General features: G+C 50.5%; 21 protein-coding genes and 2 pseudogenes. 12 read left to right on the top strand and 11 right to left on the bottom strand.

Annotated elements, in window-relative coordinates; genetic code table 11:
• Positions 1 to 60: 60 nt before the first annotated feature.
• The 3 genes from KI236_RS11805 to KI236_RS11795 all read right to left on the bottom strand — a co-directional run bounded on the left by KI236_RS11805 (position 61) and on the right by KI236_RS11795 (position 1,710).
• Positions 61 to 411 carry a hypothetical protein gene (locus KI236_RS11805; protein WP_212822178.1) on the bottom strand — a complete coding sequence of 117 codons (351 nt, stop codon included), beginning with the start codon at positions 409 to 411 and terminating at the stop codon, positions 61 to 63.
• A gap of 83 nt (positions 412 to 494) precedes the next feature.
• Positions 495 to 1,196, bottom strand: coding sequence for a DUF4367 domain-containing protein (locus KI236_RS11800; protein WP_212822176.1), 702 nt, complete (start codon positions 1,194 to 1,196; stop codon positions 495 to 497).
• Between the two features lies 1 nt (position 1,197).
• Complete coding sequence (locus KI236_RS11795) at positions 1,198 to 1,710, bottom strand: RNA polymerase sigma factor (RefSeq protein WP_177305684.1); 513 nt, start codon at positions 1,708 to 1,710, stop codon at positions 1,198 to 1,200.
• Positions 1,711 to 1,906: 196 nt separating this feature from the next.
• Here KI236_RS11795 and KI236_RS11790 point away from each other — a divergent pair, with 196 nt between their 5' ends.
• The 12 genes and pseudogenes from KI236_RS11790 to KI236_RS12375 form a co-directional block, all read left to right on the top strand.
• Positions 1,907 to 2,188: a Crp/Fnr family transcriptional regulator gene (locus tag KI236_RS11790; protein ID WP_228738172.1), complete on the top strand. Its 282-nt coding sequence runs from the start codon at positions 1,907 to 1,909 to the stop codon at positions 2,186 to 2,188.
• A 78-nt stretch (positions 2,189 to 2,266) separates the two neighbouring features.
• Positions 2,267 to 2,810, top strand: a pseudogene (rbr, locus tag KI236_RS11785) (rubrerythrin).
• A 21-nt stretch (positions 2,811 to 2,831) separates the two neighbouring features.
• Positions 2,832 to 3,206, top strand: a complete 375-nt coding sequence (locus KI236_RS11780) for a desulfoferrodoxin family protein (protein WP_033120174.1) — start codon at positions 2,832 to 2,834, stop codon at positions 3,204 to 3,206.
• Positions 3,207 to 3,282: 76 nt separating this feature from the next.
• Positions 3,283 to 3,495, top strand: a complete 213-nt coding sequence (locus tag KI236_RS11775; RefSeq protein WP_033120173.1) for a DUF6219 family protein — start codon at positions 3,283 to 3,285, stop codon at positions 3,493 to 3,495.
• A gap of 89 nt (positions 3,496 to 3,584) precedes the next feature.
• Positions 3,585 to 3,743 (top strand): rubredoxin, encoded by a 159-nt coding sequence (locus KI236_RS11770; RefSeq protein WP_118601949.1) that lies wholly within the window; start codon positions 3,585 to 3,587, stop codon positions 3,741 to 3,743.
• Between the two features lie 125 nt (positions 3,744 to 3,868).
• Complete coding sequence (locus tag KI236_RS11765; RefSeq protein ID WP_212822174.1) at positions 3,869 to 4,114, top strand: ferredoxin-thioredoxin reductase catalytic domain-containing protein; 246 nt, start codon at positions 3,869 to 3,871, stop codon at positions 4,112 to 4,114.
• A 12-nt stretch (positions 4,115 to 4,126) separates the two neighbouring features.
• The gene (locus KI236_RS11760; RefSeq protein ID WP_212822172.1) at positions 4,127 to 4,330 is read left to right on the top strand and encodes a 4Fe-4S binding protein; all 204 of its coding nucleotides are present in this window, start codon (positions 4,127 to 4,129) and stop codon (positions 4,328 to 4,330) included.
• A complete protein-coding gene (locus KI236_RS11755; RefSeq protein WP_212822171.1) occupies positions 4,327 to 4,902 on the top strand; it encodes a 4Fe-4S binding protein in 576 nt (191 codons plus the stop codon). The genes KI236_RS11760 and KI236_RS11755 overlap by 4 nt, the downstream gene beginning before the upstream one ends.
• 29 nt (positions 4,903 to 4,931) lie before the next feature.
• Positions 4,932 to 5,252, top strand: coding sequence for a thioredoxin (trxA, locus tag KI236_RS11750; protein WP_212822170.1), 321 nt, complete (start codon positions 4,932 to 4,934; stop codon positions 5,250 to 5,252).
• Positions 5,249 to 6,943 (top strand): FAD-dependent oxidoreductase, encoded by a 1,695-nt coding sequence (locus KI236_RS11745; protein WP_212822169.1) that lies wholly within the window; start codon positions 5,249 to 5,251, stop codon positions 6,941 to 6,943. Before trxA ends, KI236_RS11745 begins: the two co-directional genes overlap by 4 nt.
• Positions 6,940 to 7,611, top strand: a complete 672-nt coding sequence (locus KI236_RS11740; protein WP_212822168.1) for a GTP pyrophosphokinase — start codon at positions 6,940 to 6,942, stop codon at positions 7,609 to 7,611. Before KI236_RS11745 ends, KI236_RS11740 begins: the two co-directional genes overlap by 4 nt.
• Positions 7,612 to 7,661: 50 nt before the next feature.
• Positions 7,662 to 7,835 (top strand): annotated as a pseudogene (locus KI236_RS12375) (DNA-binding response regulator); the annotation flags it as partial.
• Between the two features lie 251 nt (positions 7,836 to 8,086).
• Here the strand turns inward: KI236_RS12375 and KI236_RS11735 are convergent.
• The 8 genes from KI236_RS11735 to KI236_RS11700 all read right to left on the bottom strand — a co-directional run bounded on the left by KI236_RS11735 (position 8,087) and on the right by KI236_RS11700 (position 16,937).
• Complete coding sequence (locus KI236_RS11735) at positions 8,087 to 8,473, bottom strand: hypothetical protein (RefSeq protein ID WP_212822167.1); 387 nt, start codon at positions 8,471 to 8,473, stop codon at positions 8,087 to 8,089.
• Positions 8,474 to 8,478: 5 nt separating this feature from the next.
• Entirely contained in the window at positions 8,479 to 9,402 is a 924-nt protein-coding gene (locus KI236_RS11730) for a ParM/StbA family protein (RefSeq protein WP_212822166.1), read from the bottom strand.
• A gap of 190 nt (positions 9,403 to 9,592) precedes the next feature.
• On the bottom strand, positions 9,593 to 10,993 hold the full coding sequence (locus KI236_RS11725) for an ATP-binding protein (RefSeq protein WP_212822164.1): 1,401 nt from the start codon (positions 10,991 to 10,993) through the stop codon (positions 9,593 to 9,595).
• A 46-nt stretch (positions 10,994 to 11,039) separates the two neighbouring features.
• The gene (locus tag KI236_RS11720) at positions 11,040 to 11,681 is read right to left on the bottom strand and encodes a hypothetical protein (RefSeq protein WP_212822162.1); all 642 of its coding nucleotides are present in this window, start codon (positions 11,679 to 11,681) and stop codon (positions 11,040 to 11,042) included.
• Positions 11,678 to 12,244: a hypothetical protein gene (locus tag KI236_RS11715; protein WP_212822160.1), complete on the bottom strand. Its 567-nt coding sequence runs from the start codon at positions 12,242 to 12,244 to the stop codon at positions 11,678 to 11,680. The genes KI236_RS11720 and KI236_RS11715 overlap by 4 nt, the downstream gene beginning before the upstream one ends.
• Positions 12,245 to 12,539: 295 nt before the next feature.
• Positions 12,540 to 15,566, bottom strand: coding sequence for an Eco57I restriction-modification methylase domain-containing protein (locus KI236_RS11710; RefSeq protein WP_212822158.1), 3,027 nt, complete (start codon positions 15,564 to 15,566; stop codon positions 12,540 to 12,542).
• Positions 15,567 to 15,575: 9 nt separating this feature from the next.
• Positions 15,576 to 16,460, bottom strand: a complete 885-nt coding sequence (locus KI236_RS11705; RefSeq protein WP_212822149.1) for a hypothetical protein — start codon at positions 16,458 to 16,460, stop codon at positions 15,576 to 15,578.
• A 249-nt stretch (positions 16,461 to 16,709) separates the two neighbouring features.
• On the bottom strand, positions 16,710 to 16,937 hold the full coding sequence (locus KI236_RS11700) for a hypothetical protein (protein ID WP_212822147.1): 228 nt from the start codon (positions 16,935 to 16,937) through the stop codon (positions 16,710 to 16,712).
• Positions 16,938 to 16,993: the final 56 nt, after the last annotated feature.

Here is a 16,993-nt window from a genome sequence, read left to right as displayed (position 1 = left end):
GTCAACCGCTGTATACATGGACTGTAATATAGAATATTCATCTATATTACAAGTTACCTATTATGCTGTTGCAGTAGCGGGATTCACATAAAAGCTTTGCCCATCAACTGTGCATACTACTTTTACTGTATATGTTTTCCCTTTTGTTACCTCATGAGAGCCTGTGATAAGCAGATACGATGTCCCGTTACCGCTCCAGGAGTCGATCATCGTACGGCCTTGCCATAATTGAAGTGTTGCATGGATGGTTTTTCCAGGCTTGGCGATAGACACTCTGCATGTAGCTGTTGTTCCATTGATGGTGATTGAAGCCGACGGCGTAGCTGCTTGTACGGATGTAGCTTGCGCTGTCGCGGAGCAGGATAACAACAGGATCAATGCAAGGATGAGAGAAATCGTCTTTTTTTTCATAAATACACCCCCTTTCTCTATTCTTCTAAGCATTAGAACGGAGAAAGGGGGTGCTTTTTGGACACCATAATTACATGATTTTATTATTTTGTAGGAATCGACAAAATAAGGGATTGTGCTATGTGCACTATGTCCTCGTTGCTGATATTTCCCTGTATATTAAACACAACCTGATTCGCTTCGTCCACCCATATTAAAGCTTTTTCTGGTGAAGTTTCATTGCCAATGTATAAATTTGCTGGAATTCCGTTGATATCGACTTTGACTACTTCGCTATACTCCTGTGCTGTTGTGCTCATGCTGGTATGCTGCATCAAGGTATATTCAACAGAAAACATTTTTTCTCCGGTATCGTTGGCATATACGCGAAGACAATAATCGCTATCTTGATAGTTATCTACCAGCGAAAATCCGTCCGGTATCCACGACGGCTCATAACAGATGTGATCTATTTCATTATCTTCGCTATTGAAAAGATAGATCGTTATGCTCTCGTAGATTTCTTTTATCCATTGGAAGGCGCGCTCTCTTGCCTGTATATCAACTGTCAGCCATGTGCTGACAGACAGAATCGTCACAATTAATATTACCGCAGCCCGCTGCCATATTTTATGCGCAACAACCCTATGCTTGCTTTTTTTTCGTAATATCTCCATGCTATGTTCAAAATCATCGGAAAATACATGTTCGCATTCACTGGGAGACGGGAATGAAGTAAGCATGGACTCTGCTACACGCTTTGCCGCGTTGGCCAGTTCCTGTTCTGACCATGCCATGTTTGACATTTTACGCATCTCCTTTCAAATGTTTTTGCAAAGCGGCCTTGGCTCTCCAAAGCTGCTTTTGTGCGGTATCCTTTTTTATATGCAGCATAGATGATATTTCTCGTACAGAGTATCCATTATAATAGCGCAGCAATAGGATATCACGATAGGCAGCCGGTAATCGTGCCATAGCATCGGCCAAACCATGATCACCAGGCAATGGGATTTCGATGCCATAGGTACTCTCCCAAAATTCCATATCTACCAGTTTTGATCGGCTGCGAATGATATCTATTGCTTTCCGTTCTGTAATAATAACGATATAAGCTCTGGTTTTTGGACATTTGACATCCGATATTTTTTTCAGATTCTCAATAAGGGATAGAAACGCCTGATGTACTGCATCCTCGGCATCAAATTCATTCTTCAGAATTTTCATGGCAACATGGAACATCAAGCCCTTGTACATTATGTAAAGCTGTTCAAACTTGGATTTATCTTCGTCGCTTTCTATCATCTGTAAGTAGATAATCAACGAAATTCCCTCCTACAATAATGATGTCATTATATGTCGTTAATTATATCATCACACGATGTAGAAGACAAGAAGCAGCTTGCCGCCAGGCACCGGGAGCTGAGCAAGGTGAAGAATCGTATTGCTGAGATTGACACATTGCTCTAGAAAAACTACGAAGGTAACGATAGAGGGAAGTTGACTGACGAGCAGCGCTATGCCGCATCCCAGTCCTACGAAGATGGGGAAAATGTGGGCGATGCAGCAGATCATGTTCAAGGGATTGGATCGGCGGCTGGCAGAATTTCTCCTGGCCGAAGCGGAGCGTACCGGCTCCGACACGATACGCATGACCCATGAGCAGATCGCCCAGCACATCAGCTCGGCACGGGAGGCGGTGGCGCGGATGCTCAAGAGCTTCTCGGAGGACGGGCTGGTGGAGCTGAAGCGCGGTGCGATCACGCTGCGGGATACAGGCGGATTGAATCACTTAAAATAAAAATGTGGTTTTTGCCACATAGAAAACCACGAATCCGTGTTATAATATAAGTAGAAAAAGCTGAAAGGAGCATCGACCATGAAAGAAACGAAATACGCAGGTACTCAAACCGAAAAAAATCTGATGGCTGCCTTTGCCGGTGAGTCCGAGGCACGCAACAAGTACACCTATTTTGCATCCAAGGCCAAGAAGGAAGGCTACGAGCAGATCGCGGCGCTGTTCCTTAAAACCGCTGACAACGAGAAAGAACACGCCAAGCTGTGGTTCAAAGAACTGAACGGCATCGGCGACACCGCCGAGAATCTTCTCGCCGCCGCTGAGGGCGAGAATTACGAGTGGACGGATATGTACGACGGCTTTGCCAAGACTGCTGACGAGGAGGGCTTTCACGAGCTTGCACAGCGTTTCCGTCTGGTCGCCGCCATCGAAAAGCACCATGAGGAGCGCTACCGTGCCCTGCTGCACAATGTGGAGATGGCGGAGGTCTTTGCCAAGAGCGAGGTCAAGGTGTGGGAGTGCCGCAACTGCGGTCACATCGTCGTGGGTGAGAAAGCCCCGGAGGTTTGCCCCACCCTGCAACCATCCCCAGAGCTATTTTGAAATTCACGCAGAAAACTATTAAAGAAAGAAAAGGAGAATCATCATGGAGCAGAAGTTTTACATTTGCAAGCATTGCGGCAACATCATTGCCAAGGTCAAGGACACGGGCGTTCCCGTCATCTGCTGCGGTGAGCCGATGAGCGAGATCATCCCCGGCACGACCGACGCGGCCGTGGAGAAGCATGTCCCTGTCTGGACAGTGGAAAACGGCATCGTCCATGTCAAGGTCGGCTCCGTGGAGCATCCCATGCTGCCGGAGCACTACATCGAGTGGGTCTCTCTCCACACCAAGCAGGGCAACCAGCGTAAGGAGCTGCACCCCGGCGAGAAGCCCGAGGTCTGCTTCGCTCTCTGCGAGGGCGACGAGGTCGAAGCGGTCTACGCCTACTGCAACCTCCACAGTCTGTGGAAAGCGTGATCGTTCCGCGCATGGTATCTTAGAACCAACATAGAGAACTGAATGACATGTATTGCAGGCAGGAGGCAAACAAGTCATGAAAGCACATAAATATTGGTCAATCGGAGCGGTAATTACCATGTTTGGAACTTTTTGCACTGGATATAAAGGCTCAAAAACAGCGCATAAGTACCTTGCGCTTAGTTCCTTGATCTGCATGGTTATGGCAGTATATACGGGTCATAAAATGATTTCAGGGAATAAGAAAACAAAGAGAGTAAAACAAGCGGAAGCTGTGGATATTCTTTGAGTAAGATAGGAATCGTTATTGTTTCTGATGACGATAAAGTCGGGCTAATGTTGTGTGCGAAATAAAAAACATCAAAGGAGAATTTCATTATGAAATATGTATGTGATGTGTGTGGTTGGGAATACGATGAAGAAAAGGGCTATCCGGAAGGCGGCATTGCACCGGGTACAAAATGGAAAGATATTCCGGATGATTTTGAATGCCCCTTATGTTCAGTTGGCAAAGATCAGTTTTCTGCGGCTGAGTAAGGAAGCACAACAAAACCTATAAACAAAGAGCCGTGAAGCAGTATGTAAGATCCCGCTTCACGGCTCTTTCTCGCGTATATAAAAATTTGCCGTAACGTAACCTCGTCACAGAAAAATGCTTTGCCATGCGGTATGATAAAGCCACGATAAAGAAAGAGGTGGCGAACATGAAAATCAAGCTCAATCCCGATCAGGAGATTGTCAATACCATCCGGGAAGGACTCAAGCGCACCGGCGGATACTGTCCCTGCCGCAGAGAGCGCACAGAGGCAACCAAATGTATGTGCCAAGAGTTTAAGGATCAGATTGCCGATCCTGATTTCGAGGGCTACTGCCACTGTATGCTCTATTACAAATCCTTACAGGATTAAAGGGGGAAAGCTATGTTGTCAAAGAAACTGGCCGCCGTAGATAGGACGCGGTGTGTCGCCTGCGGTGTGTGTGAAAATACCTGTCCACTGGGGGCCGCCAAGGTGCGCCGTGGCTGCTACGCCGCCGTGGAGGCGGAACGCTGCGTAGGCTGTGGCAAGTGCGCAAAGCTCTGCCCCGTCGGCTGCATTGAGGTGAAAGTGAGGGCTGACGCATGAAAGCGAAGCATTGGTACGATTACCTGTGGGTATATGCCATCATCTATTTTACACTGGGCTTCTTCAATATCCTGTTCGCATGGCTGGGCATGATCGATTTTCTGCTGCCGCTGTTCTTAGCCATCTTCGGCGGGAACAAATTCTTTTGCAACCACCTCTGCGGACGAGGTCAACTGTTCAGCAAGCTGGGGACGGACCTTAAATGCTCCCGCTGCAAGCCCACGCCCCGCTGGATGTCCTCCAAGTGGTTCCGTTACGGCTTTTTGACCTTTTTCCTGACGATGTTCGGCAACATGGTGTTCCAGACCTATCTGGTCGCTGCCGGTGCTGCGTCCCTGCGGGAGGCCATTAAGCTGTTCTGGACCTTCCGTGTGCCGTGGGGCTGGACTTACACCGCCGGGACGGTCGCTGATTGGGTGGCGCAGTTCAGCTTTGGCTTTTATAGCCTCATGCTGACCTCTCTGCTGCTGGGTCTGATCGTTATGGTGCTCTACAAGCCCCGCACATGGTGTGCGTTTTGTCCGATGGGAACCATGACGCAGGGTATTTGCAAGCTGAAAAACAAAGAATAAAATAAAGATAACAGAAAGGAGCCTTACTCATGGCTGAACTGAAAATTACTGCTGCGAATTTTGAAAACGAGGTACTGCGTTCCGACAAACCCGTTTTGCTGGATTTCTACGCGGACTGGTGCGGACCGTGCAAAATGCTCTCTCCCATACTGCATGAGCTTGCCGAAGAAAAAAGCGGTACGCTCAAGGTGGGCAAGGTCAATGTGGACGAGCAAATGGAGCTGGCAATGCGTTTTCAGGTATCCAGCATCCCGATGCTGGTTGTATTCAAGGACGGGAAAGCCGTCGCCAAGTCGGTGGGCTATCGGCCTAAGTCGGAGATCGCCGCAATGGTGGAGGGCGTAAGATGAAAGTTGTGATCGTAGGCGGCGTGGCGGGCGGCGCGTCTGCCGCCGCCCGCATCCGCCGTTTGGATGAACACGCCCAGATCATTATGATCGAGCGCAGCGGCTATGTGTCCTATGCCAACTGCGGTCTGCCGTATTATGTGGGCGGTGTGATCAAAGAGCAGGAAGAACTGACACTGCAAACTCCGGAGAGCTTCTGGGACCGCTTTCGCATTGATGTACGAGTACGGCGGGAAGTAACTGCGATCAATCCCGCAGAAAAAACCGTCACCGTCCGTGCACTGGACAGCGGAAAGAGCTATATGGAAACCTATGACAAGCTGCTCCTCGCCCCCGGCGCAAAGCCGACGGTTCCTGCGCTTTCCGGCGTCAGCAGTGAGCGTGTTTTCACGCTGCGCACCGTGGAGGACACCCTCCGCATCAGGCGCTTTGTAGAGGATCAGAAGCCGAAAACCGCTGTTTTGGCTGGCGGCGGCTTTATCGGTCTGGAAATGGCGGAAAACCTTGCAGAAATGGGTGTTTCCGTCACCATCGTCCAGCGTCCCAAGCAGCTATTAGCACCACTGGATGCGGATATGGCGAGCTTTGTCCATGCGGAAATGCGCAGACACGGCGTGGCTCTGCGGTTGGGTGAAACCGTCGCCGGATTCCGACAGGACGGAGATTCCGTGCTGACCCTGTTGGAGGGTAGTGAGCCACTGCATTCGGATATGGTGCTGCTGGCCATCGGTGTTACCCCGGATACGCATTTGGCAAAAGAAGCCGGACTCAAACTTGGTATTCGTGGCAGCATCGCTGTCAACGAGCGGATGGAAACCTCCGTGCCGGACATCTATGCTGTGGGCGATGCCGTAGAGGTCACCCATTTCGTGACCGGGCAGAAAGCGTTGATCTCGCTGGCGGGGCCCGCCAACAAGCAGGGACGCATTGCCGCTGACAATATCTGCGGCGGAAACAGCCACTTTCACGGCTCTCAGGGTTCGTCTGTTCTGAAGCTGTTTAGCTTGACCGCGGCCTCTACGGGAATCAATGAAAAAACGGCGCAGGCAGCAGAGATCGCTTACGACAAAGTTGTACTTTTCCCGGCATCCCACGCTGCCTATTATCCCGGCGCACGGTCTATGGCAATGAAGGTACTGTATGAAAAAGAAAGCCTGCGGCTGCTGGGTGCGCAGATCGTTGGCGGCGACGGTGTGGACAAGCGCATTGATGTACTGGCAACGGCCATCCGCGCCGGTATGACGGCGCTGGAGCTGACAGAGATGGACCTCGCCTATGCGCCGCCCTATTCCTCCGCCAAGGATCCGGTAAACATGGCCGGTTTTATGATCGAGGATTTGGAGAGCGAGAAAGTGCGGCAGTTCCATTGGAATGAGGTTGAGGACTTGCCTTGCGATGGCAGTGCGACGCTGCTGGACGTCCGCACGGCGTGGGAGTATCAGCGGGGCCATCTGGATGGCTTTCGGAATATTCCCTTGGACGATCTGCGGGAGCACTTGGACGAGTTAGACCGTGGTAAGCCTGTTTATGTGAATTGCCAGACAGGGCTTCGCAGTTATCTGGCCTGCCGGCTTTTGACGCAGTATGGTTTTACCTGTGCCCATCTCTCCGGCGGATACAGCTTTTATCGGGTCGTAACAAAAGAGCAGCAGACAGCGCGGAGCGCCTATCCCTGCGGAATGGAGAAGCTATGAGTGAAAATCTATTTGGTTTGACGGTTGCAGCAGATAAAGGCTTGGATGATTTGCAGTGCCAGCGCCTTTTAAGTGAAAATCGCAGGTATCAGGAAGTCATGCTGCAATACCGCTGCGCACTGAAAGCACTTGAAAGCAGGTTGGAAATTCTGAACGAAGAGTTTTCATTGCAGCATGACCGCAATCCGATAGAAAGTATGAAAAGCCGCTTGAAGTCGCCGTCCAGCATTATGAACAAGATGCAGAAGCGCGGACTTTCTCTGGATTTCCCGACCATGCAGGCAAATATCATGGATATTGCCGGTGTGCGTGTGATCTGCTCTTTCGAGGAGGATGTGTTCTTTTTGGCAAAGTGCCTAAAAGAACAGTCTGACATTGAAATTATCACAGAGAAAGATTATATTTCACACCCTAAGCCAAATGGCTATCGCAGTCTGCACCTGACGATCCGGTTGCCGGTATTCTTTGCTGAAAAAGAGAGCCGTGTGCCGGTGGAGATACAACTCCGTACAATCGCTATGGACTTCTGGGCAAGTCTTGAGCATACCATCCGCTATAAGAAAAACTTGCCGATAAATACTGAAGTCGAAACTGAACTGAAAGAGTGCGCTGATTCCAGCAGAGAGTGGGACACCAAAATGGAACATCTACTGCACATCTTAACATAATACATCGGATATAAAAGGACAAGCATCCATTTTAGATGCTTGTCCTTTTATATGCCGCCATCATTCGGGCGGTCTGAAGGCATTCGGGCTATGGCAGCGTCAAGAAACTGCAAGTCAACATGAGGAACATCCTCAAGAAAATGGGCGTAACGCCTGGCGAGAAGCGCTACATCATCAACGAGCTTGGCGTCGGATACCGTATGCTGGCGGAGGATGAGGCATAGCGCTGCCAAAGTTCTGCGCCGCTTGACAGTCGTGGTACAATACAAATGAGTTTTTTCCGTTTCTATGCCAAACGGAGAAGGCTCATTTTTCATATCATGCGGGAGCGGCGATTTCTACCGGTCTGAAAGTGCTGGCTTACTTTCGACCATTGTCTCCTTACAGGTCAGGAGCCAGGCTGCGTAATACGCGCAGTCTGGCTCCTGGCAATTTATGTATGCCGAAGTATGCTCCATATGATCACCTGTCGATTTCACGGCTTCTGTATTGCAGCCAATGAGTCCATGAGCGAATGGAAACCATCTTCTCCCAGCATGGCCGCGGCATCGAAGGGGATGTCTTCAGAGGCCGTAATGGCCGGATCGCAGCCGGGCATATCCTCGCCCATTGCGGGTACGGGTTCCGGGTGCATATTGGACAGTATCTCACGAACCAGTTGCTCCACTGCTTGCCGGTCTATCCTTGGCGCAGCCGCGGCCTCCGGTGTTTCCGGGCAATTCATATAGTGGGTCACGGCGTTGACCAGGAACTGTGCCTTGCGCCGACCCTGCTCGTTCAAGATCGCGGCTACCTGCTGGTGGCTTGGGTCACCGGCATTGAATTGGACGGTAAATCTGAAGGAATCCTTCTTTTCGCCCATATGGATCACCTACTCGTCTTCGTAGCCGCATACAAGAGACCGTACCCGGAAGCGTTGGCGCCGATCTCCTCCACAAAGATGGCTGTACCGACCTTACCGGACTTTTCGATCTGTTTCCGAAGCAGCAGAGAGCCGCCGCCTACAAAAATAACCTTGCCGGTACGCAGCTCGATCTTCCGCTCCCGCAGAGTACGGAAAAGGTCCGCCACGAAGGACTCCGCGCCGCGCTCTACCAGTGTTTGGATCTCACTGCCGTACTCTGTACTGCAACCTGTGAGAATGGAGTCAATGTCCGTTTCCTCCAGCAGCAGATCATGGTCGGCACGAATCTTGGACAGCAATCGGTTATAGAGTGTAATGACGCCGTTTTCCAGCGAATCGCAGGAAGCCCAGTCTGCTGCGCCATAGCGCAGGGAGAGGTAATCGGCAGTAAAACCGCCTATGTCGATCACAGTGGCCTTGGCAACTGTGCCGAGCTGGAGCCGCTTGAACACCGGAGCCGTAGCTGCCAGCGCCTGTGGGAAGCAGACCGCCTCCGTGATGCAGATGGAGTATTTCCTCCCATTGAATTCAAACCCGATCACACCGCGGTTCAGGAAATACTGGGCAAAGCGTTTATACTGCGTTCCATAATGCGCAGGGGGCAGCCCAACGGCAAGCTGAATGTTCATCAGCCGATCCGGGGCATACTGGCCTGCCGCGTTGATCTCGTAAGCGATGGCGAACAACGTCAGGATAAAAAATCGGTCGTCCTCTGTTTTATCCCGGGTATAGGGGATTCGCTGGTCGGAGAGCGTGTAGTATTTTCCCCGATAAAATAGGATGTTGTCACCGAAAGGGGGACGGGTATCGCTCTCTACCAGTCCGGATGTAAATACCCGACTGGCCGTTTTAATTTGTTTATTTCCGTGGTCTACACAGACTAACATAAGATCAGCTCCTTCTCTTTTTGTGCTTATACTGTGTTTATACGACTTTAATGCGCATTACTGCAACAGATAGAAAAAAAACAGACGTGGAAATCTCCACGTCTGTTTTATACACATTTGTCAGAACTTCTTTAATCCCCTCAAAGAATTTTGGAGCGCATTGAAGATATTGAACCGGCTGGTCGATCAGCTATCTTCCTCCATCATCAATCAAAAGAAGATCGTCCCGTGTTGCGGCATGATTGCGTAGCTCATCCGAGAAGCCGGAGATGCTGAACAGGACGTACCACACTTTTCGCCGATCCCGCTCCCATGCGACATCGCCAGCCTTAGCTTCCAACGCATGAAGGACATTAAGACCAACGGGTTCTTTCCAGTACTTGCACTCTCCCAGAATCAGGTTCTTGCCCTCCGGATCAAGAGCTGCAATGTCGATCTCATTCTTGGCATCCCAATACCCACCCAGCTTGGAGAACTGGAACGGCCATGTGTTATTAACATTCAATTCCCACATCCGCTCCTCACAGATGTCCTCATATACGAAGCCAATGTGGCTGGTAGTGAGGCCCTTGCGGATCTTATCCATCACGATACCGCTATGCCCACTTTCGATAAAGCTCATATTGGGATAGATAAATGCGAACCAAAACCGCAGATAGTTATCCTTGATCTTGTAAAGGCCGCGCTTGCTCTTCTCGGGATTTTCCTCTGTGACAGGCACCCTTCGTTCCAGAATATCCAGATCCATCAAGGTCTTCAGGTACTTGGTCAGGTTCGTTGACTTGACCTCCAACACAGAGGCAATCGAGGAAAGCTTGTGATTTCCGGCTGCGATCGCCTTGATAATGGAAAAGTAACTACCAACCTCACTGACCTCCTGCTGCAGCAGGAAATGCGGTTCATCATAGAGATAGCCAGAACGGTTCAGTACGCATTTTTGGATAGCACGATAGATATCGCCGCTCTCCGAAAATAGCTCAATATATTTGGGGACACCACCTGTAACAGAGTATAGCTCAATGAGTTCTCTGCGGGTTTTGCCAGGGAAAAACTCATGGTAATAGGCGAACGGGATCTGCTTGAGCCGGATCTGCGCGGTTCGCCTTCCGTATAAAGGGCTGCCGTAGGCCAGTGTCTGAGACTCCATCATGGAGATCAGGGAGCCGCAAAGGATGACCATAACAGACTGCTTCTTTAGTATTTCTTCCCATATCCGTTGGAATATGGAAGGAAATGCAGGCTCTGCCTTGCCCAGATACTGAAATTCATCCAGTACGATAACGGGCTTGCTGTCATGCTTGGCATCCATGATTGACTTGAATATCACGTCCCAGCTCTTGACATCTGCATTACGCAGAAGATCACTATCAATGAATTCTGCCGCTTTCTCTTTGAATGCCGCTCGGTTTTGTGCTTCGGACTCTTCACTTGCAAGGAAAAACAGGGCGTTTTTATCCCGAATAAACTCGGATATCAGCGTAGTCTTTCCCACTCGCCGGCGTCCATACAGTACGACAAGTGCGCTGCCATTCCGCTCATACTCACTTTGCAGCGTCTCCATCTCCTGCTGTCGATCAACAAATTGCTTCATAAGCTCACCGCCTCCATAAAGTATTATACCGCAAATTATAATAATTTCAATTATAACTTTTCGGATTTTCTATAAAATCTGGCGGCAGCATGAGGGACAGCTTTTCAAGCGATATGACGAAATGATTCTCGAAGTATTCATCACGATACCATGCCTCATAGCGGTCAATGCCATATTCTTCTTCCAGTACGTCCCTATCTGCCCAATCCTTTACGCAGCCATCCTGTTGTTCCTCCCGGACACTTTGCAGTAGGGCAAAACGTCCGGCATCGTAGTCGGCGTATAGCTCAGTGAAGCTGCTGGAATCCAGATTCGTCGTGCAGTGTGTGGTAAGCAGGTAAAGCTCGCAGGCCTTACACTCCTTTGGGTCAGCCGAGATCACCCGAACCATCTCTGGTGCCATGATAACCATATCCAGTGTGATCTCATCGAGCTTCTTAGGCGATTGATATAGTTTTGTGAAGCGTTGCTCCAGCTCTTGGATCTCTTCTTGAAACAGAGGTGGTTCAAAACAGCAATAGATGTCAGGCGTATCGTTCTCTGTCTCTCGGTCAGATCCATCACGGATCTCCGTGATGGTGCCATAAAGTCCACGATATTCACTTGCCTCTGTTGCCATGACAGCGGCACCGACAGTGTAGGTCATGCCGTTGTATGTATAGCGCATACCCTCTTGGTTGATGATCATTTTATGTCCTCCTGATTATATTCCTCCCAGCCTTCCATGCAGTTGGTGCGTGCGCGATCAGCATCGAAGCACTGACAGCGCGTATAGCCTTCTTCCGTTTTGAAGAAAAAGCACGGGGCAAGCCCATCGTCTATCTCTACTACGGACTTGGCTTTGACCTCTATGCCTAACAGCTCCGTATCCTTCTGTGTGAGCAGCTTTAGCCAAAACTCCCGCGGGGAGAGCGAGGAAGTTCCCTCATATGCCATTGCATAGCGGCTTGCCGTGGGCAGCGGTGTGAATGCAAAGCCCTGATGCAGCACATTGTCCAACATATACGTTTCCGAGCTGCGGTAATAGTAGATCCGCAGCGTGTTCGGCACTTTCCGCTTCGGGCACCATTCCGGTGCCCGTCTGTTCAGATCACGGCTTTTAAGATGTCTGGCTCTCTTCGGCAGGGTGCAATAGCTTTCGCCAAAGTGCATCATGAGTCCCTTTGACTTCTGGGGAGCGGGGATCGCATGGTAATACCGTTCCGGGCAATTCCGACAGGTATACTCCTGCGGGGCAGATTCTCTTTTCATGTTTATACTCCTTATTGACTTATATTTGAGGCCCCGGAAATCATCCGGGGCCTCTGACTCATGGGCGCAGTGTAAAGCGGTTTTCGCCCGTAAATGCACTCTGCAGGCGTCTTACTTCCGCCTCCAGTGCCGCTATGATCTGTTCTACCTGTTCCGGCGTGTAATCGTAACACACACGGCTTGCACAATTAGAAAGCGAATGGATAGCGTCTACGGCTCGTTGTGTGCGCTGTTCAGCCACACGCACGAACCGTTCCGCCTTGGTTTCTCTTTACCTCAATGCTCGATATCTCCTTTACGCAATTTCCTGTTCGCCCCAGCGAATGCTGAAACGGCCGTCTTCATCTATGTCGCGGTATAACAGCAACGATGTGAGATCGTAGTCCACTCCAAATCGTTCGTAAATATCATCCATATCTGTTTCGTCGCCCTTCATGAAGAGATTGAGCTTCTCTTTTGCCAATATCATCTGCATCAGGTTGGACTCAATGCTCTGTGCATAGGTCAGGAAATAGATGTCCTTCCAGTCAACGGAATTAAAGCGGATGAAGCGCATGTAAAACTGGCTCATGCGGGAGTTGTTATAGTGCAGCTCCGGGATGATGACTTTGTTGACGAACTCGAAGTTGACTGAGCTGGGCAAGCTCTGCTGCGTACACAGCAGGATGCCGTTTCCGCTCTCGCGGAGTGTTTGCCGTAATGCCCTGCGTTTTGCAAAGGTAGTCGTCGCGCCGGTCACAATGAAAAGTGGCCGGTTGGGAAACGCTTCCCGCAGGGCTGCCGCATAGGCGTCCAGCACCACGGTATGGCGGACGCCTATGGCCACGATCTCTTCTGCCCAGCTGCCGGTAAGCTGGATCGTTCTCCGCAGCTTCCCGGGAAGCTCGCCGCTATACTCCGAAACCGTATTGGGCGCGGCACTGATCCGCAGCAAAAGCGTGATCTGCTGGATGATCCGCAGCATAGCATCTTTCCTCGCGTTTTTCGTTGAGGTGAAATATTTCTGGCGCATGGTATGGAACTCCTTGACCGCCTGTACCCATACAGCCTTCTCCTCTGCTGAAAACGGAATGGGCTCCTGATGGATACGTTTGATGTCCTTCCCGGTGACCTCCTCAAAGGTACGGGTGATTACTGTCTTGGCGAGGATATCACGCAGAATATCTGCATTGTAGATGTCCTGTGTGCGCTGTCCGACACCAAATACGGTGATCTTCTCCGGCAGATGTGAATTGGCAAACAGCGTGTACCCACGACGATAGGCCGGGATCGGTTGACCGTACCACGGGTTAGTCTCTCGTGTCGCCGTGCCGTCCTTATCATAGTGATAGATGGTGTGGCAGCAGGATAGCATATTGATGGAATTGTTATAAAGTAATTCCATCTGCGGTGCGAACTCAGAGATGTTGTTCCGGGTACTGGTTCCTGTGGTCAGCAGCTTTGATTGGCATCGTCTGAAGCAGGACAGCACCGCCTTGGCACGGCTGCTGTACGGATTGCATATCTCATCGCTTTCATCCAGTACAAGACAGGTCTTGCGGCTATGGATCTTCAGCCATTTTTTGATCTGCCTGCGATACTTGCACAGCGCATTAAAGGTCATCAGCACAAAGTCGCCGGGCTTGATCCGCTCCAGATCCCTCAGCCGTTCCACGAACACATACGACACGTCATAGTTGGGCAGCACCACATTCCAGTTATTGCGGATAGAGATGGCCGATGAAATGACCCAGGTGTTACGATACCCTTGTCTGTCCATGCGGTATTTCCCATAGGCAATGCCAGCCAGTGTCTTACCGGAACCCTGTTCCCATTGCAGCAGCGTATAACGCTTTTGCAGAGCAAGATTCAGGTCGTGGAGTTGGGTATCGTTCAGCAGGATCTCCTCCTCGTTCTCGGCATCCCATAACCAGAAATCATCCAACCATTTCCCAATTCCCGTGTCCGGGGTCATTTCCTGAAAAGGCTGGCTCTGGATCAGGTATTCATGCCGCTTTTTACGCAGCAGCCGTTCGTAACCAGGGAGTGTTTCACCGCGCAGCACTGCTTCACAGACCGGGATAGGTTGGCGCAGCTCTTCGCTCATGCGGCGTCGCACTACAGCACTATACCCTTTATAGGCGAATGAATAATCCCGCTTGACAAGGTGGATCTCATCACGTTCCGGCTGCCGGTTCTGACGTCTGAGTGTCTGACGAAGATAATGCAGTACCTTCGCCTCGGTCAACCGCCGTTTGCACCATTCCTCATATCGCATCTCTGGCGGCTGTGTCTCCGTATAGAACCGATGCAGATACGCGCAGCATTGGGCATACCGATCCTTCAGGGACGGATGTATCCTGATTTGGTACAGCATCTTCTCTACCGTATAAGTAAACGATGCAGAGGTTTGACGCTCCTTTGCCAGTTCCCGCAGGATCTTGGCGCGATTTTCCTTCAGCATGGCCTTTGGCATTTGCAGCAGCGACATGTGGATCGCTTGTGCTGCACCAGCATAGATACCGCCGGAAAGATCGTTATCCATTCCTGTGCGATAGCGAGCCGGTGTTTCGGAATCCACGCCCTTCTTCTGCCAGAACTGCAGCTTTATTGGGAAGTGCGAAACACCCATCTGCGCAAAGGTATCATCCGGCAACAGGATCTGACCAAGAAACCGGAATTGTGCCTCCATCTTCCGAATCATTGAGCTGTCCGAAAACGAGTCGGCCAGAAATGAGTTGGGTACGATCAAAGCCAGGATTCCCAGTGGCTTCAAGAATTGGGCAGCCTTCAAGCAATAGTAGAGCTGCGATAGATACTCCTTTCCATTCTCAGCCATCCATTGCAGGTTGAAGGGCGGGTTGCCTACCACATAATCAAAGCGTACCTGCGGCATATAATTGCGAATATCCTTATTAACCAGATTGGCCTCCGGATAAAGATATGACGCCACCTTGAATGCCTTGGTGTCCAATTCACAGCCATAGACATTGGCTTCCACCGGCATTACGTTGAAGAAGTTCCCCATCCCACAGGTGAGGTCCGCTACCAGATCGTCCTCCTCCAGACAAAGGCAATCCGCCACGAACTGACACAAGGCGGGCGGTGTAAAGAACTGGCCGTTTTCCAGTTCCTTTTTTGCCTCACTGTATGTATGGTAGCTCCGATAGTTCTTCCGGGAAAGCCCGTGCAGGCCCCCATCCCCTGTATAACCCTGAAAAACATCCTGCTTCGTGATACCATACGCTTCGCAGCAGTTGTTGTCGATCAGGTACAGGAGCTTTTCGTTAACTGCTCTGCGACTGCTCTGGGGGATCGATTCTGTCGAGGGTGTATACTTCATGACGACACCTCAGCATGAATAGTCAAGATACGTTTCGGCAAACTCCTTTGCAATAGACGCCGTCTTAAACTTCAGATCCACGCGCCCATTTTTGAACATGCGCAGTTGTATGAGCTTCTGGCAGTCTGGGAACTGAAACACTGAGGTGGACACATCGGAATAACCGAGTAGCTCGGAGAATCCCGCAGGCTTGCACCCAAAGGTATTGGTTTCAAAGTGCGCCACGCCGGCAAGGACATCCTTCATGCGGTCTGCAAGGCTCCAGTCTTCACGACCCCAATTTTCATCACAGGTGCAAAAGTATCCGCCAAAGCGAAGCGTATCCCCTTTACTGTCGTAGCTGGGCTTGTCGTTGTAGCTATGCGCCGCTTTATAGCATTTAATGCGTAGCTCCTGATAAGCGCGTTCTACAAAACTGAGTCCATCCAGTTGTATGAACATCTGGTCAACCACATCTTCATAGTGCAGCGAAAGAGCCCGCAGATTGCGATGATACTCCTTGCTCGTATCCATATCGCACCTATACGGGTCTGGCTCTGCGGGGATCAGATGCTCTTTGATGGCATCCGTTGAGATCGTTACGCTATATTTCTCATTGAAATGCTGTGTGAGCTCAGAGATGAACCTACTGTGGAACTTCTCCAGTTCTCGGTTCAGATCCGTTATCCCGAACCGGTAATTGCTCCCAAAGTAGGGCAGCGACCCATCCTGCCCAATGCCGAGCAGGTCTCTTTGCGCCTGAATCGCTTTTTTCCACTGTTGGCGTATTTCACGGAGCGCACGGCAGGATTCATCATACGCCTGTTGCTGGGTTTCGCAGAACATCAGGTCATCCTCCGGCAGGCGAGAATCCGCCTTGATCTCAACTTGCTCCAATTTATCGAGTAATCCCATAATTAAAAGTCCTCCTACAAAAACAAAAGCACCGCTGAACTGTCGTCAAACAATTCAGCGGTGCTTCTCCGCATTTATTCTTATTGTGCTGCTTCGATTAACTCGTTTGGTATCGGGGGAAGATGCATAGATTTGCACCGGACTTTACTGTCGCATAAATCGGTATGTTAGCTTCCTTCGATCCCATTATACTGGGAGATGGGGATATAGGAGGACGGCGTTTGCCGCCCTCCTATACCATTCGTCATACTATGCGCACATCGCTTCCGGCAGCTCCATCACAAAAGGGTACGTTTCCAAGGACACATGATACATGGAGTTCATGGTCTCAAAAACGGCCTTTCTGTCAGTGAGAGATTGGATACGGACGACCCGTGAGGTGCAGACCAGACCGCTATGATGGCGTATCCATGCACGGCTGCCCTCGCAGAGCGGTGCGGCCAACCGGCCGGTAAGAATGACCTGCTTCTTATTCATTTTCTTTCTCCTTCCTTCGACCTGTGTGGTCGTGAAAAGCGCGATCATTATCCGAA

It is taken from the genome of Vescimonas fastidiosa (assembly GCF_018326305.1).
GTDB lineage: Bacteria > Bacillota > Clostridia > Oscillospirales > Oscillospiraceae > Vescimonas > Vescimonas fastidiosa.
Note: the sequence above shows the minus strand (reverse complement) of the source record. Positions and strands in the feature narration are given on the sequence as shown.

What these genes read in the sequence shown, in the direction of transcription:
- KI236_RS11805 (WP_212822178.1), bottom strand. Translation starts at nt 411, where the DNA reads ATGAAAAAAAAGACGATTTCTCTCATCCTTGCATTGATCCTGTTGTTA.
- KI236_RS11800 (WP_212822176.1), bottom strand. Translation starts at nt 1,196, where the DNA reads ATGTCAAACATGGCATGGTCAGAACAGGAACTGGCCAACGCGGCAAAG.
- KI236_RS11790 (WP_228738172.1), top strand. Translation starts at nt 1,907, where the DNA reads ATGCCGCATCCCAGTCCTACGAAGATGGGGAAAATGTGGGCGATGCAG.
- KI236_RS11780 (WP_033120174.1), top strand. Translation starts at nt 2,832, where the DNA reads ATGGAGCAGAAGTTTTACATTTGCAAGCATTGCGGCAACATCATTGCC.
- KI236_RS11775 (WP_033120173.1), top strand. Translation starts at nt 3,283, where the DNA reads ATGAAAGCACATAAATATTGGTCAATCGGAGCGGTAATTACCATGTTT.
- KI236_RS11770 (WP_118601949.1), top strand. Translation starts at nt 3,585, where the DNA reads ATGAAATATGTATGTGATGTGTGTGGTTGGGAATACGATGAAGAAAAG.
- KI236_RS11765 (WP_212822174.1), top strand. Translation starts at nt 3,869, where the DNA reads ATGCGGTATGATAAAGCCACGATAAAGAAAGAGGTGGCGAACATGAAA.
- KI236_RS11760 (WP_212822172.1), top strand. Translation starts at nt 4,127, where the DNA reads ATGTTGTCAAAGAAACTGGCCGCCGTAGATAGGACGCGGTGTGTCGCC.
- KI236_RS11755 (WP_212822171.1), top strand. Translation starts at nt 4,327, where the DNA reads ATGAAAGCGAAGCATTGGTACGATTACCTGTGGGTATATGCCATCATC.
- trxA (WP_212822170.1), top strand. Translation starts at nt 4,932, where the DNA reads ATGGCTGAACTGAAAATTACTGCTGCGAATTTTGAAAACGAGGTACTG.
- KI236_RS11745 (WP_212822169.1), top strand. Translation starts at nt 5,249, where the DNA reads ATGAAAGTTGTGATCGTAGGCGGCGTGGCGGGCGGCGCGTCTGCCGCC.
- KI236_RS11740 (WP_212822168.1), top strand. Translation starts at nt 6,940, where the DNA reads ATGAGTGAAAATCTATTTGGTTTGACGGTTGCAGCAGATAAAGGCTTG.
- KI236_RS11735 (WP_212822167.1), bottom strand. Translation starts at nt 8,473, where the DNA reads ATGGGCGAAAAGAAGGATTCCTTCAGATTTACCGTCCAATTCAATGCC.
- KI236_RS11730 (WP_212822166.1), bottom strand. Translation starts at nt 9,402, where the DNA reads ATGTTAGTCTGTGTAGACCACGGAAATAAACAAATTAAAACGGCCAGT.
- KI236_RS11725 (WP_212822164.1), bottom strand. Translation starts at nt 10,993, where the DNA reads ATGAAGCAATTTGTTGATCGACAGCAGGAGATGGAGACGCTGCAAAGT.
- KI236_RS11720 (WP_212822162.1), bottom strand. Translation starts at nt 11,681, where the DNA reads ATGATCATCAACCAAGAGGGTATGCGCTATACATACAACGGCATGACC.
- KI236_RS11715 (WP_212822160.1), bottom strand. Translation starts at nt 12,244, where the DNA reads ATGAAAAGAGAATCTGCCCCGCAGGAGTATACCTGTCGGAATTGCCCG.
- KI236_RS11710 (WP_212822158.1), bottom strand. Translation starts at nt 15,566, where the DNA reads ATGAAGTATACACCCTCGACAGAATCGATCCCCCAGAGCAGTCGCAGA.
- KI236_RS11705 (WP_212822149.1), bottom strand. Translation starts at nt 16,460, where the DNA reads ATGGGATTACTCGATAAATTGGAGCAAGTTGAGATCAAGGCGGATTCT.
- KI236_RS11700 (WP_212822147.1), bottom strand. Translation starts at nt 16,937, where the DNA reads ATGAATAAGAAGCAGGTCATTCTTACCGGCCGGTTGGCCGCACCGCTC.